Raw genomic sequence first — 22,842 nt, 5'->3', positions numbered from 1 at the left:
GGAGTTGAATCTCCGCTACAAGATGCTGGAAGACTTTCTCGAAGATTTCAGGTGATAACATGCTTTGTTTTCTCGAAAGTTGAGACGTGCTTATTGCATCGATTTCAATCTGTGTATGAAGATCTTCTCCGTCTCTTACAAACTTCGATAAGTGCGCTAAACTATCGAGTTTGTTCACTTGGGCAGTGATAAGAAGTTGAAGAAACTTGTAGGCAGTCAGCTTTTTTACGTATTTATCAAGATCCATGACGTTCAAAATTCTGATGAAAGATTTCTCATCTAACTCTTTTAACAGTTCATTTATTGTGGTTTTTGTGTTATTCTTGTCCATGTGATTTCTCCTTATAATTAGGGATTTGGACAGGACTATCAAACCTAATTATAAGGGGTTTTTTTATCTATTAATAGTCTTAAAACTTACATTTTAGTGAAAATCAAACATTTCGTTATTGGTATTTTAGGAACTTGACAAATCGAAATAGTTTTTATGCAATGCTACTGAAATTTAGTACCAGTATTATATTTTTCAGGAGAAATAGGATTCCTTTGGGGATCTCTTTGAAGGAACAAATCCTTGTAACCGTTGATAACATTATAATAATTTTCGGCTTCTAAAATACGCATAGCTTTGGAGCCATTGTTTATTATAAGTCCTCTGTCTCTAAGACCTTTTAGTTGCATTCTATGGGTTGTAAATGGCTTCATGAAGGTGTCACTCTCCCAAAAAATAAAAATGGCCCAGTCCTCGGAAGGAACATGGGCCTAATCGTTTAAAATCATTATAGTATATGCCGTTCACATAGTCAATATGTATGCTTTTTATGAATTGATTGAATTTCATAGTTCTCAGTCCATATACATCAAGGCTTTTTATCCATTGATTTCCGATGAAGTAATTGATATTTATACCCCGCTCAGCATCGAAAGTCCTGATATTTTGATTCTGTCCGATGGATATTTAGAAGAAGTGGCTTTCTATGATGCATTAGCTTCACATGATACGGCAGAACAAGTATTAGGCGATGACATCTTGAAAGTGATTGCCCATGAGCTGACGAAGGCAATCAAAGAGAATATGAGCATCGACTGGAATTTACGTGATTCCGCGAGAGCCAAGATGAGGATTACCGTTCGGAGGCTGCTGGGATGGATGTATAGGATTGATTTAAGGCCCTGGTGTTCAGAAATGGATGCTGGGGTTTTTATTATTGGTTAAGTAGACCAATTGTTTTGATTTATTGGTATAAACAGTATGGTTTGTGGTAGGATTGAGTTAAGAATATACGTTCCTTTGATGCAATCTATTTTCCTATTAAATTAACTATTGTGCAGAAAAGAAAATTTTAAAAACAGCAACGATTGAAGGGGGATTTTATGCGGATTTTGAGTGCTATCTATTTGGATAAGGATGGAGTAACAAAAGAGATTCATCCTAGAGAGATAACAGCTCGTATTTATGAGAATGAACTAAAACGAAAACTATACTGCCCAACAGAAAATTGTCCAGCTAAAATTAGCTTTAGTAGTGGGAAAACAGCACATTTTAGAACTTGGAGATTTGACGAACATTCGAGAGATTGTTTGTTTTATTTTGATAGGATACCTATGAGTTTAGGCAGGAACACAACGAATATAATTAGTGTTGAAATTACTTATAATAGAAGACAAAATGCTTTGCAAGATGCTTTTGTACAAATGAATTTAACCGAAGAAGAAAAGGAGATTCGACAGAAGAATAGAGCTACTACTGGAGCAAGAAAAAAAGAGAGAGCAGTTACAAATGCCAAAAGGAACGCGTCTTCAATTCAAATGGTTTTGTTTGATGGTGACCTCTATGAAGATGAACTTCTTCTTAGAAGAAGGAATATTTCCAAACGGTTCGTTGATGAAATAACGTCATCAGATATTGGAGAAATTCGCTTGATAATGGGTAATGTGAAAAGTATTCAGCAACTTGGAGAAGTAGCGGAAATAGTTATTGAAAATAATAAAGAAACCATAACGGTAGTTTTTGAAGAAGCTTTTACCGCTGAACGATTAAACAGCAGTTATCTAAAAAAGTTTTGGTCCATAGAACGTTTAGTTGACCAACATGGACAAGTTCAATTCACGGGCATTGGGGATGTGCGTGAAAATCTAAGAAGGAATAGATTGGAACTGGCGATATACATGGGAAGTGATTTCCGAGTTAATAATTGGGATATGTTTGTGTTGGTTGGTTGGTTTGCGAGGGGGGATCTTGAGAAAAGATAGATAAAAAAAGGGGAGAGGAAGAGTATGTCAATTAGTATGTTACTTAGCCAGATAAAAAGTTTAGAAACGGGTATTACTAGTATCAATAAGAAAATAGATGCACAAAAATTAAAAGAAGCAAAAGCAATTGAGAAGATAGCGAAGGCGCAGAAAAAGTCGATGGGAGCAAAAACTATATCCACAATAAGCTCCGCTCAGAGAGAATATCAATCGGCATCTAAGGAGCTGACAAGTGCGCAAGCAGAACAAGTTAAATTATCCAAACAACTGGTCGATAAATCTAAAGGGCTGACTAATAAACAGAGTGACTTGATGAAAGCACAAGCAAAAGAGCGGGAACAGCATCAAAAAGCTATGGAAACACTTCAGCAGAAAGCCCTTGCAACACAAAAATCACAAATTCAAGAAATAATAAAAGTTGATACAGATAATACTTTTTTGGACAAGAAATATGATGTGTTTATTTCGCATGCATCTGAAGACAAAGACGATTTTGTAGAACCTTTAGCTAGAGCTTTGCAAGAGGCAGGTATTGATACTTGGTATGATTCAGATCAGATTGGATGGGGCCAAAGTATTCGCCAAAGCATTGATAAAGGTTTAATTAATTCACGCTTTTGTCTGATTGTGTTATCACAAAGTTTTTTAAAGAAGTATTGGACGAATTATGAACTGAACGGTATTTTCCAAAAGGATGCGACTACTGATGGTTCAGTTATATTGCCAATATGGCATAATGTCACACGTGATGAAATTCAAAAATTAAATTTAACTTTGACAGATATGTTAGCAATGAACACTGCTATACATTCCACTGAAGATATTGTAAGGTCCTTGAAAGAGTTGGTTGATGCTCTTAAATGAGACAGTGAAAATGCATGGCAGTTCTGTAATTTTGATTTGAATCGGAGTCCAATATTATTGGATACGAGGGAGGTATATCATGTTTGTCGTCGATCAAGGTTTAAATAAAATTACAAAAATTGCAAATAAAACTTTTCAGGAATTAGGCATACGGGAGAGGGAGCATCTCCAAGAGTGGATTGCGGATAATACGGAGTGCCTTGGAGAAGAGCTGTTAATCATTCAGAAGGAATTCGATGATTTTGATGATACCAATGAAAGATCAGTCTGTCGTTTTCATCTGGAAAATTTTACATTGAAATATGCTCTTTTAGAGTTATACTATATATTTAGAATCCTCTGTAGCATTAGGAAGAAGTATTATAATGAAGGATTCATTAGAAACGGTAGAGATGGGGATGGAAATGGATAATAATTCACATGCACAAAATGGGAAAAGCTCGGAATTATACGCGCAGGTCGAGCGTTTTCATCAAGATGATGAGCATCAGCAAATTATCGAGTTAATTCATCAAATTGAAGGTTACGAAAAGGATTATGAACTAATTGGTTTGTTGGCAAGAGCGCATAACAATCTGGATGAATATTCGGAAGCAATTGCGCTATTGGAAGGTGTAGCACCAGAGGGGGAGAATGATAGTTTATGGCATTATCGACTTGGCTACGCTTATTATTATGATACGGACGATGAGGAATTGATGAGAAGAGCGTTGAATCATTTTGAGAAAGCTTATAAATTAGGGGATGAGGAATCTCTTGGTATGCTTGCAATGGTTAAGTCGGGGTTGGAGCTTGAATTATCCGAAGCTGAGGATGCTGCGCTGATCGCATTGGTAGGAGAGTATGATCAGGAAGTGTATGAACCTCTTGTATATAGCGAAGAAGAGATGCAGGCGATTGAAGAACATACGACAAAATGGTTTGGAGAGCATAAAAATGTGTTTCATGAATTGGTTTCGCCTGATTTACATATCGATCTTCTAATTATAGAGCCTAGACCAGAGCATGATTACTACACAATTGTCACAATGGGGGCAGGCATGCATCAGATGAACATTCCTGATGGCTATGAAGGACCAAAACGTGCAGAGTTTTTGATTAATTTACCAAAAGATTGGGATGTACATAGTGAGGATGAAAAAGATTACTGGCCATTACGCTGGTTAAAAATTCTTTCTCGTTTTTCTTTACAGCAAGATACATGGCTTGGCTGGGGACATACGATTCCAGCAGGAGAACCATTTGCAGAAAATACGTTATTGAACAGTATCATGTTGTCAGTGCCACTTAATTTCGAAGAGGAGAGTTTAGTTAGTGCGCTTCCTAATGGTGATCAAGTGGTATTTTGGCAAGTCGTTCCACTTTATGAGGAGGAAGTGCAGTATAAGCTTCGCAATGGGGTGGAGGCATTGGAGGAAGAGTTTGATTGTTTCCCTTCTGTGCTGGATATTACACGACCTTGTGTAGTGTCCTTAAACCCGCAGAAAGATTTTGCATTACAGCCGGAGCAAATCGAGGAGTTATTTTCTTGGGATGAGCCAATGGGATGCTTTGCAACAGACGGCATTTTGGTTGATGGCAAGAAAGTCGGCTATATGTACCGAGAAGAGCCGGATTTGGATAAAGAAGAATATGATAGTGGTTGGCGTTTTGTTGCTGGTGATGAAGATGATGAGTATATGGATAATGAGGAAAACTTAGGTGTCTATTCGCTGAACACAATTGCCAATTACGACCGAGATATTATTCCATTCTTAAAGGAAAGTTATCCTACTACATTTGCGCGTGATGAAAATGGAAAGTTTATTAGAGTAGAGACGAGGGAATAGGTAATTTCTTCATTTTTATAGGGTAGTATAATTTGGGGGGAATGATGATTTTATTAGCTATTTTATAAACAACCGCATGTAAAGTTCTGGTGTTTGTACTTGGCTTTCGATATAAAAGACCACGCCTGGTAACTACTCAGGGCATGCCAAAAAAGTAAATTGTGCCCTTTGTAAAGAACATTTTAAAAAAGCCTAGGCAACTTGTTGAAGCTGCTGTCTGTATTTTGCAGGCGGCAGCTTTTTTAAATTCCGTTGCCCTCGATAATGATTGTAGTAAGTCATATAACTTTTAATTTCACGTTTTACTTCCTCTAATGTTTCACACTCTTTAATAATCGTTTCATCTTTAAAATGCCCAAAAAACGATTCCTGGGGAGCGTTATCCCAACAGTTTCCCCGGCGTGACATCGATTGACCTAGCCCCATCTTCTTTACTAAAGCTTGGAATTGTGGATTTGTATAATGGAAACCTTGATCTGAATGGATAAAGGCATCTTCTGCTAAATGGCTATGTTTTTTCAACTTATGGAGCTATGAAAGAAAATAAAGACTTACGAATGCATGAGCGCTATCTAACAATTTTGATGCTTCTACGCGGTGAATCATATGAAAACATAGCGGAAGTACTCGGCCGAAGAATTTCCACACTGTACAATTATAGTAAGGCGTATCGTGAGAAAGGTCTGGATGGACTACATAGGGGTCATCCCCCAGGTCGTAACCCGATGCTTACTCCCGAGCAGGAACAGAAACTCTATCAGACGATTGTAAACCAGACACCTGTAGATGTAGGATTTCCAGTGGAAATGAATTGGACTTCCCCCATTATTCGTGAATGAATTAAGCGGGAATTCAATGTGCACTATTCGGACCGAGGCACACGGACTTTGCTTGAGTGCCTCAATTTAAGCTTTACAAAACCTACGTATACACTTGCTAAAGCCGATCCTGCCAAACAAGCAGCGTTTAAACAAGCGTTTGAAATCCTAAAAAAACTCTTGAATGAAGAAATTGACCGTATTTTATTTCAGGATGAATCGATGATTCGTTATTATCAAGCGCTATCACGAACGTGGTTTCCCAAAGGCCAACAAAAGATTATTCCAACTTACGGAAAACATTGGGGTGCAAAGTTAATCGGCACGTTGGATTACGCAACAGGAGAGGTTTTTTGTGTACAAGAAGAGCACTATACGGCCGTTGAGTTTCTATCTTTTCTCGAAAAAGTGGTGGCTACCTATAAAGGCGAACACATTGTCATGATTTTGGATAACGCACGGATTCATCATGCAAAACTCATTCAGCCATTTTTGGAGCAACATAAGGCGTTTTTAACGTTGATGTACCTTCCGCCTTACAGCCCAAACCTTAATATGATTGAGGAGCTTTGGGGTTGGTTAAAATCAGCTGTTATCAATAATGTATTCTTTGATTCGGTTCAGAAAATCCGTAAAGCCGTCCATGGTTTTATTTGTCACATCAACAAAAAACCATAAGTTACCATTAACAGGCTATGTATTCAATTCTAAATAATTAATGCCGAGTATATAGAAAGGATGCGTTGGTATAAACGGTATAGTTTGTGATAGGATGGAGTTGAGAATGTATGTTCTTTTTGAAATGTAGTTTACTTTTCTATTAGATTAACTGGAAATTCTAACGGAAAGAGCTCTTACTATTAATATAAGAGGAGTGGTACCATATATTTAAAAAAGGTTAGCTTAAACAATTGGAGAAAATTCAAGTCTAAAGATGAAGAAGCTCCTGCATTAGTAGAGCGATAGACACTTCGACCAGTGAATTTATCGATTTTAATTCTAATTCGGGCTTTATGGATTGGAAAAATTTTTGAGATAAGGTGATTGATTTTGGGGAGGGATGACAAAGATGAACGATGATCAAATCCATTTTAAGTATAGTCCAAATATAAGAGAAATTGATGTGCTCGAAGAGGGGGAGAGTATTTGTGAATGTTGTGGAAACACTGTAATTCTATATTATCCTACGATGTATTGCGTAGAGGATATTAATTGTCTTTGCCTATCCTGCATTGCCAGTGGAGCAGCAGCAGCCAAGTTTGATGGTGACTTTATGCAAGATGTGGAAATGGATAAGGTTTCTAATCCAGAGAAGCATAAGGAATTACTCGAACGAACACCTGGATATGTAAGCTGGCAAGGGGAATATTGGCTCGCTTGTTGCGACGATTTTTGTGCCTATCTTGGCGATATAGGAACAGCAGAGTTGGAAGAGATGGGAATTGCAGATGAAGTGCTTGCTGAATATGAGGAGCGTGGCGAATACACCGACATAAGAGAGCATTTGGTGAAGTTAGGTTCGCTGGCAGGCTATCTATTCCAATGCCTGCATTGTCAAAAATATCATTTATGGGTGGATGCAGATTAATCATATGAAATAGAAAAGAGATATGAAGAGTATTGACTGCCGATCTATTATTGTGAGGGAGATGAAATCATGAAGCATAATTGTGAGAGTTGTAGTACGCCGATTGGCTTTAAAGGAGTATGCTGGAAATGCCGAACGGAGCAAGAAAGAAACGAGGTATTGGCATGGACGCATGAGCAGATTACGAGTAAAATCCAACATCTGATTGCGCATGCTGGTCGATTGAGTAAATGGGATACTGATGAATATGATGTTTGCTGTAAACTGTTGGAAATCCGCGGCATCTGTCCACCAGAGTTGCAGCGAGCAGCATTGGAAGCAAGAGCATTTTCGATGGAGCAGCTTTATTATAACGCTCCAGTAGATGTACGTGACGGAATGATCACGTTGCTAATGGAGGCTACAGATTCGCGTGAGGCGAGCGAGCTGATGACATGTCTTGCGATGCAAGGTGATGACCAAGCATTGCAAACGTTGCTGATGCTGGAACGTAATCCTAGGCCGTGGCGTGAAAAGCTGTATGTAAATCCATCTGTCTATGCCCAAGCGGGGGGATGGACGTTTGATCAAGAGGGGAATCGACACGAGTTGAATTACGCTACTTGTTATGCAATGGAAAAGGGAGATAAAAGCATAGACAATACAGCTGTAATTGGGCGATTGTGTCAGGATACATGTCCCCACTGTAGCTGCCAATTAGTAGATATGCTCGTGTTGGATGGACAGGATGAACGGCTAAAATTTTTAGGGATGGACGGGATTTTTACCGCAACTGGTTGCCCTAATTGCTGTGGCTTTACTGATGCGGTATTCAGTCGATTTACATGGGATGGCGGAAGCACACCAATTTTTCCTTATAACGAATTGGAAGACGAGATGGAAAATTATGTGGATGAAGATGTGATGAAAGAGCTGTTAGCTAATCCCTATATACTGGGAAAAACACCGGTTCCACTATTTTACGGTGTAGGCAGTGAGGATATCAATACAATAGGTGGTTTTGCTTCCTGGGTGCAAGATTGGCAATACATTGCTTGTCCAGATTGCAGTAAGCCGATGAAATATGTGGCACAGATTCAATGGGATACAGTGATGGATTATAGTGAAGGAACGTTGTATATCGAAGTTTGCTTGGATTGCTCTATAGCCTCCATGCACCATCAACAAACATAAGCGATATGAGTAGGCGAGAATACAATAACCCAAATATAAAGAGGCGAGTAATATGTTGAAGGACATGCTGAATTATTTGCAGGAATGTGATAGCGAAACAGTGGACACATTCTGTAGTAATGGATAGAAAATATGAATTGCTCATCCTCCCCGGAGATAATTTGTTAGAAATGCTAGAGAATGTATGCGACGAAGAAGGATCACTTTCTGCTTACGTACGTCATCAACTAGTAGAGGCGCAGAACCTAAGCGTGGAAGATGCATGGCGAAAAATTGTAGCAGGGATGCCGAAAGAAAACCATCAACGCTAGAAGAAGCATTAAAGCTAGCGAAAGAGCATTTTCTGTTTTGCTAATATGTTTTTGAAGACATGCCTACCTTGGGGCATAATGCAGACTATTTAATGAGGCATGATCTATGGTACTTCTGGTGGGACTAAAATGAAAAGAGAAATGTGATGCACAAGGTCGTACAACCAGGAAGTATCTACATCATCTGGGAATCGCAGTTGTTTACCCAATATATGAACTCCGATACGCAATGAATGGGAATGAACAATTACGATTTTTGTTTTTCCCTTTAGCGTTTGATGGTAATTTGCACTATGTTTTCGTGAAATTTTTTCGGAAAACTCAAAAACCACCGGTAGATGAAACGAATCAGATGAGAGATTTGGCGTATAAGATGTATAAGGTAATATTGCAAGATTCTAAACAATACCTAGAAGGAGTTGAGTGAAATGAAGAAAAAGGTTAGAAATCTTTTAGACACTTCTGAAATTGTAAAAGTTCATCCTCATTTTCAAGAGGCATTATATGGCTTATCTGCTGTATATGGACATATTATTTTTTCGGAACGTATTCAGAAAGGTTATACTCAGCCGAAACTAGCAGAACTTTCAGGTGTTAGTATTAAGACGATTTCACGTGCAGAGGGCGGAGTTGATAACTTAGGGTTGGATGCATATGAAAAGCTGTTTAAAGCGTTAGATTTAAGTATGAGTGATGTAGCAAAACTAACGTTGAAATTTTCATCATCAACGGATGAACTTGCAATTACAATTTAAAGAGAAACGACCTTCAAATTATTCCGAAAGGTCGTTTCTCTTTGTTGTATAGCGCCAAAATTTGCCGTTGAGACGATAGATGAAGAGTCTTGGTGAAAAGAAAGAGTTTGGAAGTTCACTCAGTGAAAGGCGCCTTAATTTCAAAAGAGCAATCCATAAGTCTTTATGACTTGTAGATTGCTCTTTTTTCACACTTTTATTTTCGCATACCAAGCCGGCCTGAAATCTGTACTTTTGTTCCCATTCATCATTCTACTAAAAGCTATCCCTTGGCTTCGATAAGCATACAACGTTTGTTCTAGCTCTTTTCCACCAATCACGTAAAGCGTTTCCGATTTATCGCGATTGTCGACTATTTCGAAACCAAGTTCTTTCATTTCTTCTATCAATGTTGAGATGTGATCATCATTTGATTTTATTTGAGAATTTTTAGTGTGAGTTCCGGTCGTTAGTGCAACTGATTTATCAATAGTGAAGAAAGAAGGTTGTTCAAATTTTTTTTCGTTCGATTGCTGTTTGGTTGCACTTATTATTTTTTCCACTACAGGTGAAGTAGCCTGACTTATCGGCACAACAGGAACATCATTTCCCGTCGGACGTGTGTATTCAATAGCAGCTGGCGGTGCTGCATTAGCCCATTCATCATACGGCCTAATTTTCATCTCATCAAGCATAACCCATAAGCTTTCAAGTGCTTTTTCTGGGTTATTGTAATACATGCTACCTAGTACGCGCCAGAATGTCCACCCGGCTCTTTGTAATAAACGCTCACGCAGGAAATCACGTTCGCGGTCTTCTACGGATGTATGCCAATGGTCGCCGTCACATTCTACGACAAGTTTTGATTGTTCGCCTTGTATGACAAGATCCATTCTAAAACCAGCGACTTCGTATTGTGGAATGACACGGTATCCATTCGCCACGATGGCATCAAACACATTCTCTTCGAACTTACTTTCACATTTCTGGCGATTCGCTTCTGTTTCCTCTTTTAAAGGATCTGCAATGTAGGTAAGGAGTTGGTAACGTAAGCAATCAGGATTGCTAATGTCATTCACCGAGATAGAGTGCATGACCCAAAGCTGATCTTTGGCACGGCTTACCGAAACGTTGTAACGTTGCCTAGCGGAATCGGCTACCTGTGCTGTCAATCTTGTTTCACCTAGCGAAGCTACCATTGATAGGAAAATGACATCACGTTCATCTCCTTGGAATGCATACGCATCCCCACAAATGATTTTGCGCTCTTCCATCAGTTCTGCACCAAGTACGGCGATTAATTTAGTTTGAATGAGTTTCGCTTGGTTATTGCCAAGTAGTGAGATAACCCCAATTGTCTTTCCTGCATAGTGCGGATTGTTGATGCAATTCTTGATTTCTTTGACGATTTCATCTGCTTCCACTTCATTGGAGGCATTTTGAGCGCTACCTTCCCGCACACCATGTGGTAAATACCTCGAGATGATGGGTTCCAATCGATTGGCAGGGTATTGCCTTAATGGAATCAATGGACTGTTTGGGTATGAAATTCGATTGGAAAAACCGATAATTTCTGGCATACATCTGAAATGTTCACGAAGTGTGATGGTTTCTTTGAACATGATGTAAGCAACATCGAAAAATGAATTGGCTGCATTTAGCGTATCCGCAAATTCAAACTCGATGGGTTTAAGATATTTGTGATTCAATTTATTAATGTCGTCGACTTGGATACCAACGATACTTGGACTAATCTGTTTATCATCCCCGACAATGATCATTTTCTTTGCCAAGTATTTGAGTAGTAGGGCATCATGCCAGGATTGACTCGCTTCATCGACAATGACGATGTCAAAAAGGCCCGGACGGATTTCAAAGTTCTCGAAAACCCGGTTAAGTGGCATAATCCAAGCAGGGATGGCCTCTTTACATTGTTCCATATGCATTTGGGCCTCCGCGATATAGCGTGGAGCATTTTTCCCAGTACCTTTCCCAATGTTTTTTACGGAGCGGGCCCACGCTTTCAAATGTCTGGACTGGGAATCGGTCATGGTACTCAACATGCTAATCCATGCTTTTGCTGTACCGATTTCAGTAATGGTTTCACTGATTTCCTTTTCAAGCTGATCAAATCTGGAGGAAAGAGCTGCTTCGTCTTTCTGCGCGAAATCATAAAGCCAACTTTTCTGTTGTTTCCAGTATTGCGCCTTGTCCCAAATGGCTATCCGTTGCGTCCATATCGGCTGTTGGTAGGTCGATTCTAGCTGTTCTAACAGTACTGGAGATGCGGCGCCAATCTTATTGGAAATTGTTTTAACCGTATTGTCGCGATTCATCACCTGTTGAAAATGCTCATAGTGTGCCCAAAGAGCTTGTAAGTCCTCGATTTTTCGTTCATTCAAAGCCGCAATCATCTTTGCGTATAGTGGATGTACTTTGACAGTCAGTTCGTTTTCAATAGTTGCCGTCGCAATACGTAGTTGTTCAGATTTTTGCTGTAGTGCATTCTTAACATGGAACAGTTCAATATTGGCTCGTAATGAATGGACGAGCTGTTCGTTAAAAGTATCGGCAGAGAGACTAGTGACATCACTTAATACAGCAGCTCTCCATTGTTGAATCTGTATGGCCTCATTTAGTTGGGATAAGACCGTTTCATATTCAGTAAAGGCAAGGTCTTCGACAAATGGTTTTTCCTCCAGAAGATGTGGAACGACTAATTTTTCTGTGTTTTCATAGGCATACTTTGTACGTGCATATGCATGTATTTTTTTCACGTCATCTTCAGATTTAATCGGTAAGCCGTTGTAAGTGACCTTTTGCAAGGTAGGTTTATATTGCTTCACAATTTGGGGCTGAACAAGGAAGTTGCCCATCGTACCGCCATCCGCAAAATGTAAGGATAAGTCTTCCGCCATCTTTTTTAAAGAGGCTGTTGGAACACCGTCAATTAAAACGAGATTCAGATCAAAATTATTTTTGGCATCATCGATTACGGCTAAATGTTCGGTTAGATCCTGTTGGATTTTCTCCCACAAATGACTCCGATTGTCGAATATATCCTGGATGACTTTTTTTAGCTTAGGATATGTGTTGAATAGAAGTGGTTTTAACAAATCATCATAACGTGATAGTGATGTCTGAAGTGTTGTCGTGTCCTCATCCGAAAGACCAGTTAAATATCCTTGAAGCTCAGATACTTCATTTCCAATCAACGATGCATATTGCGATTTTAGGTTTAATTCCTCTTTCATATCCTGAACAATGCGATTCAAATCGACAGCTTGTGGGAGGGCAGGGTAATCAAATTGATCATAGCCTACTGGTACTTCCATATCCGTGTTCTTTAGTTCAATGAAACGGGAAACAAGTTCCTTTTCCTTAAGTAAATATGAATCGGCTGTGTCGGTATTGACAGGTGTTGTATACCAGTCATAGAGAGCTGTATCCGCGTTCAATTGGATAGCAATCTGTTGTGCAGTCCCAGAATAGGGTGGGTCAAATGGATGGATATACGTCTCAGTTTCACGGATTTCCATTAGTTCTGTTTTCGTTTTATTCAAATCTTCTTTTCGTCTTTTTAGTGCTGTTTCTTTCTTTTCGACGGTTGAAGCCATGTCAGTCAAATCAAACCGTTCTTTATTGACCGAAATGGTGGAGACGACTTTTTCCAGGTCTTTCATGGAAGCAGAATCGCCACCAAGTAGGCTAACAGAAAGGTTTTGAAGTTCTTCAGGAAGTTTACTTTTTAACACACTTAAAGCTTTTGCTGTTTGGCTCGTGATTAATACACGCTGCCCAGTCGCCAACAAATGTGAAGTTAAATTGGCGATTGTATGTGTTTTACCAGTGCCGGGAGGTCCTTGAACAAGTACGCTGCTCTTGTTGTTAAGTGTTGAAATAATTCTGCCTTGTTCTTCATTAGATACTAATGGGAAATAAAATTCTTGAGCCTGACGAAATGCTGCGTCATCTGCATGATTTTCACCTTCAACATCCGCTAACCGTCCGAACATATTAGCCATATTTTCTGGAACAGACGAATCATCCATTTCCTTTAGTTGCTCGACGGCTGTATCACAAGCAAATTGAAAACTCTTTTGTGACTTCTTTCTTAAAATAAACGCAGGCGATAAAGAAATGAGTGGCCCTCCAGGCGAACAGCTTGGAATGTCAATTGCATTCACGTATGTACCACGGGAATCCAGCGCATTAACTATGTGAGTGAGTAGAGTAGGGAAGTTCTCTCCAATCGTATTCTCTTGATGATACGAATTCAGCAGCGACTGTATTTCTTTATTATCATCTCCAGAAAGGCGGTCTTCTACAAGTAGCATATCTTCTTCAAATTCGAAATGAATTCCTTTGAAAGAAGGAACGATTGTTATTTCTGCACGCTCTTTATTGAATTGCAATTCTACCGCAGAAGTGAGTAAGTGTCTTTCTACTGTGCTTTTATCATCTTGCTTCCATTGTAATAGACCAACGCTCACCACAAGTTCAAGTAGCTCGCAATTAGTGTGTAATTCCTGGTGAATTTTGTAGAGTTGGTCGTATAGCGATTGAATGTCGTTAACACGTTCATATTCTTCTCTGTACGGATTCCAGAGATTATCTTGAAATTGTTTAATTTCATTTACGACATCTGGTAAATCTTTGAGAAAAAATTCTTCCGTGACTTGTTCACCTTCATCCGTCTTGCCTAACTTGACGACGATACTGTTATTCACAGAAATCGTTCCACGGCTCGAATCGATAATAATCCATTCTTGAATCTCTTTCGGTACGACCGGTAAAGTGGGGAATTTCGGTTTTTTCACATATAACCAGTCATCCAAATCATTTCTAAACGCATCTAGGCATTCTATCTCTAGTGGTATGCGATCAATCCAAAGAACATCTTCATAGTTTTTATGCGAATAGACAGGTTTTTGCTTGAGCTGTGTCAATTCATTTATGTACTGAACGAGATTTGAAACTTTTTGATTTAACGGGATTGTATGCATTCTGTCACCTCGGGGATTTTTGATGTTTTGGTGAAAAATTAGTGAGTTCTAAGGGGATTATACCATGTGTATCGACCTATTTCGGAAAAATTAAAATGTTTTGATGGTTTGGAGGCTGTTCATACATGGACAGCATATTGATAAGCATTCAATTGAAGAGCTTAAATTGAGATTGAAAAAGTTCCGCAAAAGACTTGCAGATGAAACGGAACGAAAGGCATTCCACATATTTATGAACAAAACGTTGGACGGCTTAGTTGAAATGAGACCGACTACGCTGGATGCCTTGCGGAAAGTAGAAGGGATAGAGGAAAAAAGTTAGAGGAGTTTGGGACAGAGTTATTGACGATTATAAGGGAAAGTGTACGATGAGCTATGAACAGTAGCCTGGAACTTTGTTACATATATTTGCAAGGAAGTGTAGAAATTGAATGATTTTAAACGAGGTGATTACGTTGGAGCTTATCGAAGAACTTATTGATGTTTTTTTACAAGGGGATCAAAGTGAAATGCCGTATGTCCTTAATCGTCAAACCTGGGGAGGTTTTTTTGGACGCGCCGGAAGAGCTGACAGGAGAGCCTGAAATTGATTGGGACGACGAAGAGGCTACTGCGTTTTTAGTAGCTATTCCACAAATTACTTCGGCTGAAGCCTTTGATGTCATGGTCAGTTTTGCTAAAAAGCAAGATGATACAATCGTGGTTCAGTTGGTAACTCTCCTTAATGGAAGAAGGCCTTTTCGCTCTTTTAAAAACAAGTTAATCGAATTTGGTGTCGAAAGTCAATGGTATGCTTTTGAAAGTGACTATGCAAAAAGTAGAATAACGGAGTGGTTAGAGAGGCATAAATGAACTACTAGTGACTTCTATTCAGCGAAGGAGTAAAGCGAGAAAAAGGTCGAGTGCCTAAGCGTTAGAATAACGAAAAGCACCCCGGTTGGGCAAAATTGCTGGTTGGGGTGTTTTTTGAGCAATTTATTTTAACTATATTTTTACACGCATGTTGATTTACCATTCCATGATGCACTGGTCTCACATGATACGGCAGAACAAGCATTAGTTGATGATGATATCTTGAAAGTAATCGCACATGAGTTGACGAAAGCGATTAAAGGGAACGTCTGCATCGACTGGAATTTGCACGATTCCGCGAGGGCAAAGATGCGAATCGCAGTTCGGAGACTACTGAAAGTTTATTTCTTTAGACATCAATGGGGGACAGGGTAGAGAAGACGCAATAGCCCTTTCTACTCCTGGCTTTTTAGTATGTGTTGAAGCGCTTCCTCGATTGTACCAAATGTAAAGTGAAACCCTTCTTTTTCTAGTCTATCCGGAACAACCCAACGACTTTTTAAAATCAATTCTGTTTCGGTTCGCATAAAGACCGCACCCATTTCAAGCATCCATTTCGGTGAAGGGAAGCCTATCTTTCGGTCCATTGATTTTCGTAGTTGTGTCATGAATTCCCGATTAGTGATAGGTTGGGGAGCTGAACAATTGAATACTCCATTCAACTGTTTATTCTCCTGAAGGAAAAGTATAATTCGAAATACATCTTCTATATGAATCCAGCTGAACATTTGGTTGCCTAATCCTTGTACACCGCCGAGTCCGAAGCGCACTAGGTTACGGTAGGGCTCCATCACTCCGCCATCCTTACCGAGTACGATGGCTATTCTTAAGGCAACTTTCCTTGTCTGAGGCAGGTCGAAAGTAAATAGGGATCCCTCCCATGCTTTAGCTACATCAACTGAGAAACCCGTTCCAATTTCACCACTCGCTTCTGTCATGGGACGATCTTCCGCATGCCGATAAATCGTAGCCGTACTTGAATTAATCCATAAAGTGGGTGGATTTTTACAGGCTAACAATGCATGCCCAAGGAGGTGGGTAGTTTCTGTTCTGGAATGTAGGATTTCTTTCTTATTCTTCTCGTTATAGCGACAATTGACGGACTTACCAGCGAGATTGATGAGCATTTCTGCATCTTCCAAAGCCTTCACTATACTTGCCCGATCCGTCCAAGAAAGATGTTGTGACTGCCTTGAAATAATAATTACTTCATATCCTAAGTTCGTAAACTTCTCCTCAAAATAGTGACCTATAAAGCCCGTTCCACCAGCAATGACTATCTTTTTTTTCATATCATTCACTCGTTTCTTATAAGTTCTTATAAATAGGACGACAGTTAGCCTGTTTATGATGCCAAGAATTACTTTATTCTTTTGAAAGTTTGAGTGACTGGTACCTTTCGCACCAGCTGCATAAGAAAAAGGTTGGAAGCTTTAGCCGAATTGCCGATTAATAGCTCCTCCCTGAAGAAATTTCAGAAAATCACATTATAAGCAAATCAGCTACTGATAATCAGAAATATGATCTGTGGTGCTGAATTTTAAAGTGATTCGGAATAGTGCCGGGAAAGTTTAATTTTTTGTGGTAATCTAGGGGGTAGGAACAAGAATGGGAGCAGGAACGTTGAGATTGAAAATAGAAGATCTAAGACATATGGCAATCGGGATGCGGAAACTGCGAAAAGACGGGGGAGCTTAGTTCCCGAATATTAGGAGGAATGCTTTTATGAAAACAGTGATTTTTGGAGATCACGAAGAAAATACTCTTCGTCAGTTTAGAAATTGTATGGAAACCGGAAATGTTATAGGTGGCGTGTTATGTGCGGATGGACATTACGGCTATAGTCAGCCAGTAGGTGGAGTCATTGTGTACGATGGACAAATATCTCCCTCCGGCGTTGGCTATGACATTGCTTGTGGAAATAAAGCTGTCAGAACGAATATTAAGTATGAAGCGATTAAAAATATTCTTCCGAGTGTTATGGATGAAATTTCTGGGAAGATTACTTTTGGTATTGGACGAAAGAACAAGAAGCGAGTAGATCACGAGTTGTTTGATGATCCGGACTGGAATGTTTTTAGTCAGATTGGTAAGCAAGAACATGATACTCTAAAAAAATTGGCAATCGATCAATTAGGGACTGTCGGTTCAGGTAATCATTATGTCGATCTTCTTGTTGAAGAACAGACAGGAGATTTATGGATTGCTAACCATTTTGGCAGCAGGGGATTTGGCCATAAGACAGCGAGTGGTTTTTTAAATTTGGCTAATAATCGTGCGTTTTCAGACCGAGCCCCTGGTGAAACCATGGAGCAAGCGCCGACATTGATTGATTTAGATAATGAGCTAGGGGATATGTATTATCGAGCGATGACGTTGGCCGGAAAATATGCGTACGCAGGAAGGGATTATGTCATTGAACAAGTTCTCCATATTCTGCGTGCCAAAGCGCTATTTGAAGTGCATAATCACCATAACTATGCATGGAAAGAGATGCACCAAGGCAAAGAAACAATCGTTGTTCGGAAGGGAGCAACGCCTTCTGCACCAGGCCAGTTAGGTTTTATCGGGGGGAGTATGGGGGACATTTCGGTTATCGTGCAAGGGAAAGGTCATGAAGACAATGAACATGCATTTTACAGTACAGTTCATGGTGCGGGGCGGATTATGAGTCGTACGCAGGCAGCAGGGAAGATGAATTGGAAAAAGCGTACTCGCTCTGGCGGCGCAATATCCCAGAAGCAGATGGATGATGCAGTGAAAGAATTTGGCGTCATGCTACGCGGGGGAGGGACGGACGAAAGTCCATTTGTTTACCGAAAACTAGAAACTGTACTGGATGCACATAAAGACACGATTGATATTTTACACGTCCTTAAACCAGTTGGTGTCTGCATGGCCGGTGCAAATGAGCTTGATCCGTATAAAGATTAAGTGATGATGTTTTTTAGATAACGATGGGTTGTTTCGATTTTCCAATTTCGCACTTCACTAGTAACTACAATTATCCTAAAAAGGAATAATTAACCTCGGTAATGTGCTACAATACGTAAGGAAGCTTGAGCGCAGTTTAAATTTTGTCTTGCTTAGTGGGGGATTTATCTTATGGTTGTCTCGCAATATGCTAAAAGCCCAATGCTAGTGTCTTTTAGCGGTTACCTCAGCGTAGTAAGAAAAAATGCTTTTAAACTGCATCAAATAATAACAGAGAGAGGAACGTGATGGTTTGAATATTTTTCTAATTATTTTCGGAGTTATTGTGGCGATTGTGATTTTACTTATCGTGGGTTTGATTACAGCGAGCAAACGAATTAAGAAGAATAATAAAAAAGCGCGATTAGAAATGGAGCTGGCTAACCCTTTACCGAAGGAGAAACAGCATTTGCTTGCCTACGGTGCGAATCTCTCTCTTTACCGCTGTGATTCGCCACGGATACTGCCGGTGAAGGAAGATAATGAATCTTTGAAGGAAGTCCTTGCTTCATACTGGGACGTTAGTAATCCAGAGGAAGCTGCAGAAACCCTGGAATGGCTGCTTACGGAAGGGCATCGTGCGAAGTATGATCAGCTTCTTATAGCGTTGAAAGCTGGCCAGTCTTTTACAGAGGAGGAAGTGGGGAAATCGCAGGAATGCTATGAATCAGCCCAAGAAGCGATGATGAAAAAGCTTTCCTTTGCTAAATCTGATTTTGACCGGTTGAACAACATTGCTGCCTGGGATTTTGACCGAGCTGTAAACGTTGCAAGATGGAGCTACATACTTGGTTATATAACCGAAGAACAGGCATGGAGCTATATAGAGAGAGCTGCTGATGCCGCGAGCCATTTCTTTCAATCCTGGAAGGACTATTTTATTTCATATGCATTTGGCCGAGCTATTGCTTACGAGGGTGACATTTACGATATCCTTTGGAATGGAAAAGAATTATTGAATGAAAAGGACTCGATCTGGAATGAATTTAGCATTAAGCGATCCGGAACAGGAAGCCAATAATTTAGCATAAGATAAGATCTAAGAGAATGTGCTGCTTGACTGTCATTATTGTAGTCTCGTTCTAGTAGCTGGATTATAGGCGTGAAAATGCCCTCTTTCTCTGCCGATTTATTAGCAAAGATAAGGGGGATTTTAGGTGAACAATTAGTAGGGAAAACTAGATTTTCATCAATCTATATCATTTTCATTGGGATTTAATCCGCCAAAAAAACAGGCTAATTGGTCATGAAATCCCCAGCCCAGCCCATCTGTATCTGTCATGACCTTTTTCAAACTTTCCTTAAAGATTTGAAATCAATTTAAAAGGCATTATGCTTTTTTGCGTAATGCTTCCGACTTCTTTTTCATCCAAGGAACAACTTTATTATTAAGCCATTGACGATCCTTCAATCTCATTCCACTGTATTTATCCATTTCCACTAGTGCAGGATTCGAAATTGTACCAGAAGAAATAACTTCAGTTAGATATGTACCGTAATTTCTTTTTCCTGCATTGTCAGTGGCCCTTATTATAGCCGAGCTTACAGGCTTCCTCTGATGCTTAATCTGTACAGCAACTTTCTCATATGTATCGGGATTCGTATAAATTAAATCAATCCCACCGTCCGCGCCTTCTTTAGTTCTTACTGGTTTGTAACCCAAGTCCTTATAATACATATAAATCAACTGTTCAAACTCCCACCACGATAATTCATTGATTTTCATAGAAATAGTTTTTTCGAATGCTAATTTTCTGCTACTACTTCTAATGCTTGTAGCTCGTGCTGGCGCATTCGTCTTTTTTTGTGACGCCGTGGTTTTCTTTTTCGGAGTAGATTTTTTCTTTTTTGTTGGCTTAGGAAAAAATAATGTTCCGATAAATAATGATCCCATAGCTAACCAAGGATTAATGGAAGAGTTAAAAATTGCATAGAATCCAAATCCAAAAAAGATAACCATAAAAAGTATCCTCATTTTTCAATCTCGCTCACTTTCCATGTCAAATAGTCAATGTTGTCTTTTAGTATCTTCAATTTCTTTTTTCATGTTTTGAAATACATTCTATTAACACTCTGCTTTCCCACTATATAGTACTTTATTGGTATGTTCAATCTACGATAAATAAAATATAGAATAGAGTGCTAAATAAGACCAATTATCCACACGAATATGCTTAGATTTCAACCTAACCCTAAAGAATATTCCCAAACTGTTGAATCAGTTCGAGAATACATAATCCAAATTAGTTGTGAATAGATTCAAAGTTGTATAGGTGACATGGGTCGACACGGTAACAATCGAAAAGAAATTCTAATAGTATGCAATTAAAGAGGTTGGTAGATGGTACTTGTATATCGATTACAAAAAAATCTTTAGGAGCGTGTGCATGTCGGCTATTACAGGAAACGATTATATGAATCGAATTGATCAGCTGAAAACAAATATATGGATGGATGGTAAGCTTATGACAGGTAAAGTTTCTGAGCATGCTGCATTTAAAGGGGTAATGAAAAGTCAAGCAGCGTTATACGATATGCAACATGATGCATCTTTACAAGATGTACTGACCTATCCATCACCTTTAACTGGACACCAAGTGGGCATGTCTTATTTACAACCGAAAACAATAGAGGATCTAGTAAAAAGACGAGTAATGATTCAACAGTGGGCTAAATCGAACAATGGAATGATGGGAAGAAGCCCAGATTATATGAATACAGTGTTAATGGCCCTTGCGTCATCTGTACATTTTTTAAAAGGAAAAGAAAACTGTTTTCCAGAAAACGTGCTATCTTTCTATGAATATGCACGTGAAAATGATATATCGATGACGCATACATTTATTGATCCACAAGTAAATCGGGCACAATTCTATTTTGAAGATACGGATGAGCCGATTGTTGCAAAAGTGGTGGGCAAAAACGAAGCGGGCATCATCGTAAAAGGTGCGCGGCTATTGGCAACACAGGGTGGAATAACGGATGAAATCGTCGTTATTTCAGCGGGAGGGGTACAGGATAAGGCTTATGGATTTGCGTTCTCTATACCTAGCGATTGTAAAGGTCTACGATTTGTGTGCAGAGAGTCATTTGTTGGAGGCGACTCTACATTTAACTACCCATTAAGTTCGCGCTATGAGGAAATGGACACGATTGTTATTTTTGACAATGTACTAGTCCCATGGGAGCGTGTGTTTTATTACGACAACATCGCAATAGCGAATAGTTTCATGACTTGTAGCTCGTTCTTACCTTTTACATTGCACCAAGTTGTTTCAAGGCAGATTGTTAAAACAGAATTTGTGCTAGGCGTTGTTCAGTCCATCATTGACTCCATTAATATCGGGGAATACCAGCATGTTCAAGAGAAGGCTTCCGAAATTATTGTTGCATTGGAAATAATGAAAGCACTAATAATCAAATCAGAAGTCGAGGCTGAGCTGGACGAATGGGGATTTATGCGACCAGATCGAACAACACTCCAAATCGCTATCAATTACTTTCCACACATCTACCCAAGATTCACTGAAATCATTCAGCTATTAGGTGCAAGTGGATTGATGTCAATCCCAACGGAAAACGCATTTCAATCGAGTATTCGAAAAGACTTAGATCAATATTTACAGTCTAAATCCAACAACGCAGAAGATCGCGTAAAAATTTTCCGTTTAGCATGGGATTTAACAATGAGTGCATTTGGTACACGCGAAACGTTGTATGAACGGTTTTTCTTTGGTGATCCAGTTAAACTGGCGAGTCAGTTGTATCACTCTTATGATAAGGAGCCGTATGTGGAGCGGGTGCAGAGTGTTTTGGGGTGATTAGATATAGTGGGAATGACGGTCAGCCATGTTATCCCGCATTAATGAGCAGTAAGACCCCTACTTCAATTCTTTGAGGAAACAAGAAAACTAAGTGGGGGATCAACTGCCCGTAAAAGCCCGAATGGTTAAACTAACAATCAGTGGGGATGAAGAAAACCCCCGCCAAGTCTAGCACCAAGTAAAATTATGCAATATCTAAAAGGAAGATCATTTAGGTTATTACAAGACGAATTCCCGGATCTAAAGAAAAAGTATTGGGGCCAACACTTATGGGCGAGAGGTTACTTTTGTGCAACGGTTGGAAATGTAACGGAAGAAATCATAAGAAACTATAAGAAATCATAAGAAATCATATAGCGAACCAATCAAATGATGAAAAGAACGATATATTCAAGATAGAGGAATGAGTTCAATCAAGTTAAGTGTGCTTCAGCATATGGACTTTGAGAAGACTTAAGTCTTAGTGGCGACTTTAAGTCGCAGACATTTATGTCTAAATCCACCTACTTTAGTGGGTGGTCGTTTATTCTCACCTATAATGACAAACCAATTGTCTATGGAAATCATTCACTATTTATAAATGACTTGTCACCTTGCATGGTACCAAAATAATTAAA

At 39.3% G+C, this 22,842-nt stretch carries 18 protein-coding genes and 5 pseudogenes; 17 read left to right on the top strand and 6 right to left on the bottom strand.

From position 1 onward, the window contains the following. Together H4683_RS13585 and H4683_RS13580 are read right to left on the bottom strand one after the other, a co-directional pair. Window positions 1–331, bottom strand: a 331-nt coding sequence (locus H4683_RS13585; protein WP_192599357.1) for a DUF4372 domain-containing protein, incomplete at its 3' end; no start/stop codon positions are given. Between the two features lie 164 nt (window positions 332–495). Beyond that, window positions 496–705, bottom strand: coding sequence for an Abi family protein (locus tag H4683_RS13580; RefSeq protein ID WP_192599356.1), 210 nt, complete (start codon window positions 703–705; stop codon window positions 496–498). A gap of 256 nt (window positions 706–961) precedes the next feature. Between H4683_RS13580 and H4683_RS13575 the strand changes: the two are divergent. From H4683_RS13575 to H4683_RS13555, 5 genes and pseudogenes are all read left to right on the top strand, one after another. Continuing rightward, window positions 962–1,144 (top strand): annotated as a pseudogene (locus tag H4683_RS13575) (type I restriction enzyme endonuclease domain-containing protein); the annotation flags it as partial. Window positions 1,145–1,374: 230 nt separating this feature from the next. Beyond that, window positions 1,375–2,253: a hypothetical protein gene (locus H4683_RS13570; RefSeq protein ID WP_192599355.1), complete on the top strand. Its 879-nt coding sequence runs from the start codon at window positions 1,375–1,377 to the stop codon at window positions 2,251–2,253. Window positions 2,254–2,277: 24 nt separating this feature from the next. Next, entirely contained in the window at window positions 2,278–3,117 is an 840-nt protein-coding gene (locus H4683_RS13565) for a TIR domain-containing protein (protein ID WP_192599354.1), read from the top strand. Window positions 3,118–3,196: 79 nt separating this feature from the next. Continuing rightward, entirely contained in the window at window positions 3,197–3,529 is a 333-nt protein-coding gene (locus H4683_RS13560; protein ID WP_192599353.1) for a hypothetical protein, read from the top strand. After that, on the top strand, window positions 3,483–4,946 hold the full coding sequence (locus H4683_RS13555; RefSeq protein WP_192599352.1) for an immunity protein Imm33 domain-containing protein: 1,464 nt from the start codon (window positions 3,483–3,485) through the stop codon (window positions 4,944–4,946). The genes H4683_RS13560 and H4683_RS13555 overlap by 47 nt, the downstream gene beginning before the upstream one ends. 192 nt (window positions 4,947–5,138) lie before the next feature. On the opposite strand, the pseudogene H4683_RS13550 reads toward H4683_RS13555, so the two are convergent. Beyond that, window positions 5,139–5,456 (bottom strand): annotated as a pseudogene (locus H4683_RS13550) (IS3 family transposase); the annotation flags it as partial. Between the two features lie 23 nt (window positions 5,457–5,479). Between H4683_RS13550 and H4683_RS13545 the strand changes: the two are divergent. The 5 genes and pseudogenes from H4683_RS13545 to H4683_RS13525 all read left to right on the top strand — a co-directional run bounded on the left by H4683_RS13545 (window position 5,480) and on the right by H4683_RS13525 (window position 9,591). Then, window positions 5,480–6,442 (top strand): annotated as a pseudogene (locus H4683_RS13545) (IS630 family transposase). A gap of 391 nt (window positions 6,443–6,833) precedes the next feature. After that, window positions 6,834–7,352, top strand: coding sequence for a CbrC family protein (locus H4683_RS13540; RefSeq protein ID WP_192599351.1), 519 nt, complete (start codon window positions 6,834–6,836; stop codon window positions 7,350–7,352). Between the two features lie 69 nt (window positions 7,353–7,421). Continuing rightward, complete coding sequence (locus H4683_RS13535) at window positions 7,422–8,525, top strand: hypothetical protein (protein WP_192599350.1); 1,104 nt, start codon at window positions 7,422–7,424, stop codon at window positions 8,523–8,525. Between the two features lie 119 nt (window positions 8,526–8,644). Next, window positions 8,645–8,836, top strand: coding sequence for a hypothetical protein (locus tag H4683_RS21445; RefSeq protein WP_225942088.1), 192 nt, complete (start codon window positions 8,645–8,647; stop codon window positions 8,834–8,836). A gap of 428 nt (window positions 8,837–9,264) precedes the next feature. Continuing rightward, window positions 9,265–9,591 carry a helix-turn-helix domain-containing protein gene (locus tag H4683_RS13525; protein ID WP_192599349.1) on the top strand — a complete coding sequence of 109 codons (327 nt, stop codon included), beginning with the start codon at window positions 9,265–9,267 and terminating at the stop codon, window positions 9,589–9,591. A gap of 188 nt (window positions 9,592–9,779) precedes the next feature. Here the strand turns inward: H4683_RS13525 and H4683_RS13520 are convergent, their stop codons facing one another. Beyond that, window positions 9,780–14,576, bottom strand: coding sequence for an AAA domain-containing protein (locus tag H4683_RS13520; RefSeq protein WP_192599348.1), 4,797 nt, complete (start codon window positions 14,574–14,576; stop codon window positions 9,780–9,782). A gap of 166 nt (window positions 14,577–14,742) precedes the next feature. On the opposite strand from H4683_RS13520, the gene H4683_RS13515 reads away from it, so the two are divergent. The 3 genes and pseudogenes from H4683_RS13515 to H4683_RS13505 all read left to right on the top strand — a co-directional run. Further along, window positions 14,743–14,898 carry an HRDC domain-containing protein gene (locus tag H4683_RS13515; protein WP_192599347.1) on the top strand — a complete coding sequence of 52 codons (156 nt, stop codon included), beginning with the start codon at window positions 14,743–14,745 and terminating at the stop codon, window positions 14,896–14,898. A 227-nt stretch (window positions 14,899–15,125) separates the two neighbouring features. Next, a complete protein-coding gene (locus tag H4683_RS13510) occupies window positions 15,126–15,428 on the top strand; it encodes a UPF0158 family protein (RefSeq protein ID WP_192599346.1) in 303 nt (100 codons plus the stop codon). 153 nt (window positions 15,429–15,581) lie between these two features. After that, a pseudogene (locus H4683_RS13505) lies at window positions 15,582–15,773 on the top strand (type I restriction enzyme endonuclease domain-containing protein); the annotation flags it as partial. 50 nt (window positions 15,774–15,823) lie between these two features. Here the strand turns inward: H4683_RS13505 and H4683_RS13500 are convergent. Next, on the bottom strand, window positions 15,824–16,720 hold the full coding sequence (locus H4683_RS13500; protein WP_192599345.1) for a TIGR01777 family oxidoreductase: 897 nt from the start codon (window positions 16,718–16,720) through the stop codon (window positions 15,824–15,826). A gap of 433 nt (window positions 16,721–17,153) precedes the next feature. Between H4683_RS13500 and H4683_RS13495 the strand changes: the two genes are divergently transcribed. Together H4683_RS13495 and H4683_RS13490 are read left to right on the top strand one after the other, a co-directional pair. Next, window positions 17,154–18,362, top strand: a complete 1,209-nt coding sequence (locus H4683_RS13495) for an RtcB family protein (RefSeq protein WP_192599344.1) — start codon at window positions 17,154–17,156, stop codon at window positions 18,360–18,362. 292 nt (window positions 18,363–18,654) lie between these two features. Next, window positions 18,655–19,422 (top strand): DUF1266 domain-containing protein, encoded by a 768-nt coding sequence (locus tag H4683_RS13490; RefSeq protein ID WP_192599343.1) that lies wholly within the window; start codon window positions 18,655–18,657, stop codon window positions 19,420–19,422. Window positions 19,423–19,731: 309 nt separating this feature from the next. On the opposite strand, the gene H4683_RS13485 is transcribed toward H4683_RS13490, so the two are convergent. Next, complete coding sequence (locus tag H4683_RS13485) at window positions 19,732–20,361, bottom strand: restriction endonuclease (RefSeq protein ID WP_192599342.1); 630 nt, start codon at window positions 20,359–20,361, stop codon at window positions 19,732–19,734. 427 nt (window positions 20,362–20,788) lie between these two features. Here H4683_RS13485 and hpaB point away from each other — a divergent pair, with 427 nt between their 5' ends. After that, window positions 20,789–22,222 carry a 4-hydroxyphenylacetate 3-monooxygenase, oxygenase component gene (gene hpaB / locus H4683_RS13480; RefSeq protein ID WP_192599341.1) on the top strand — a complete coding sequence of 478 codons (1,434 nt, stop codon included), beginning with the start codon at window positions 20,789–20,791 and terminating at the stop codon, window positions 22,220–22,222. A gap of 162 nt (window positions 22,223–22,384) precedes the next feature. Further along, window positions 22,385–22,570: pseudogene (gene tnpA, locus H4683_RS13475) on the top strand (IS200/IS605 family transposase); the annotation flags it as partial. Window positions 22,571–22,842 lie beyond the last annotated feature (272 nt).

The sequence above is a fragment of the Sporosarcina limicola genome, from assembly GCF_014873855.1.
Lineage (GTDB): Bacteria > Bacillota > Bacilli > Bacillales_A > Planococcaceae > Sporosarcina > Sporosarcina limicola.
Note: the sequence above shows the minus strand (reverse complement) of the source record. Positions and strands in the feature narration are given on the sequence as shown.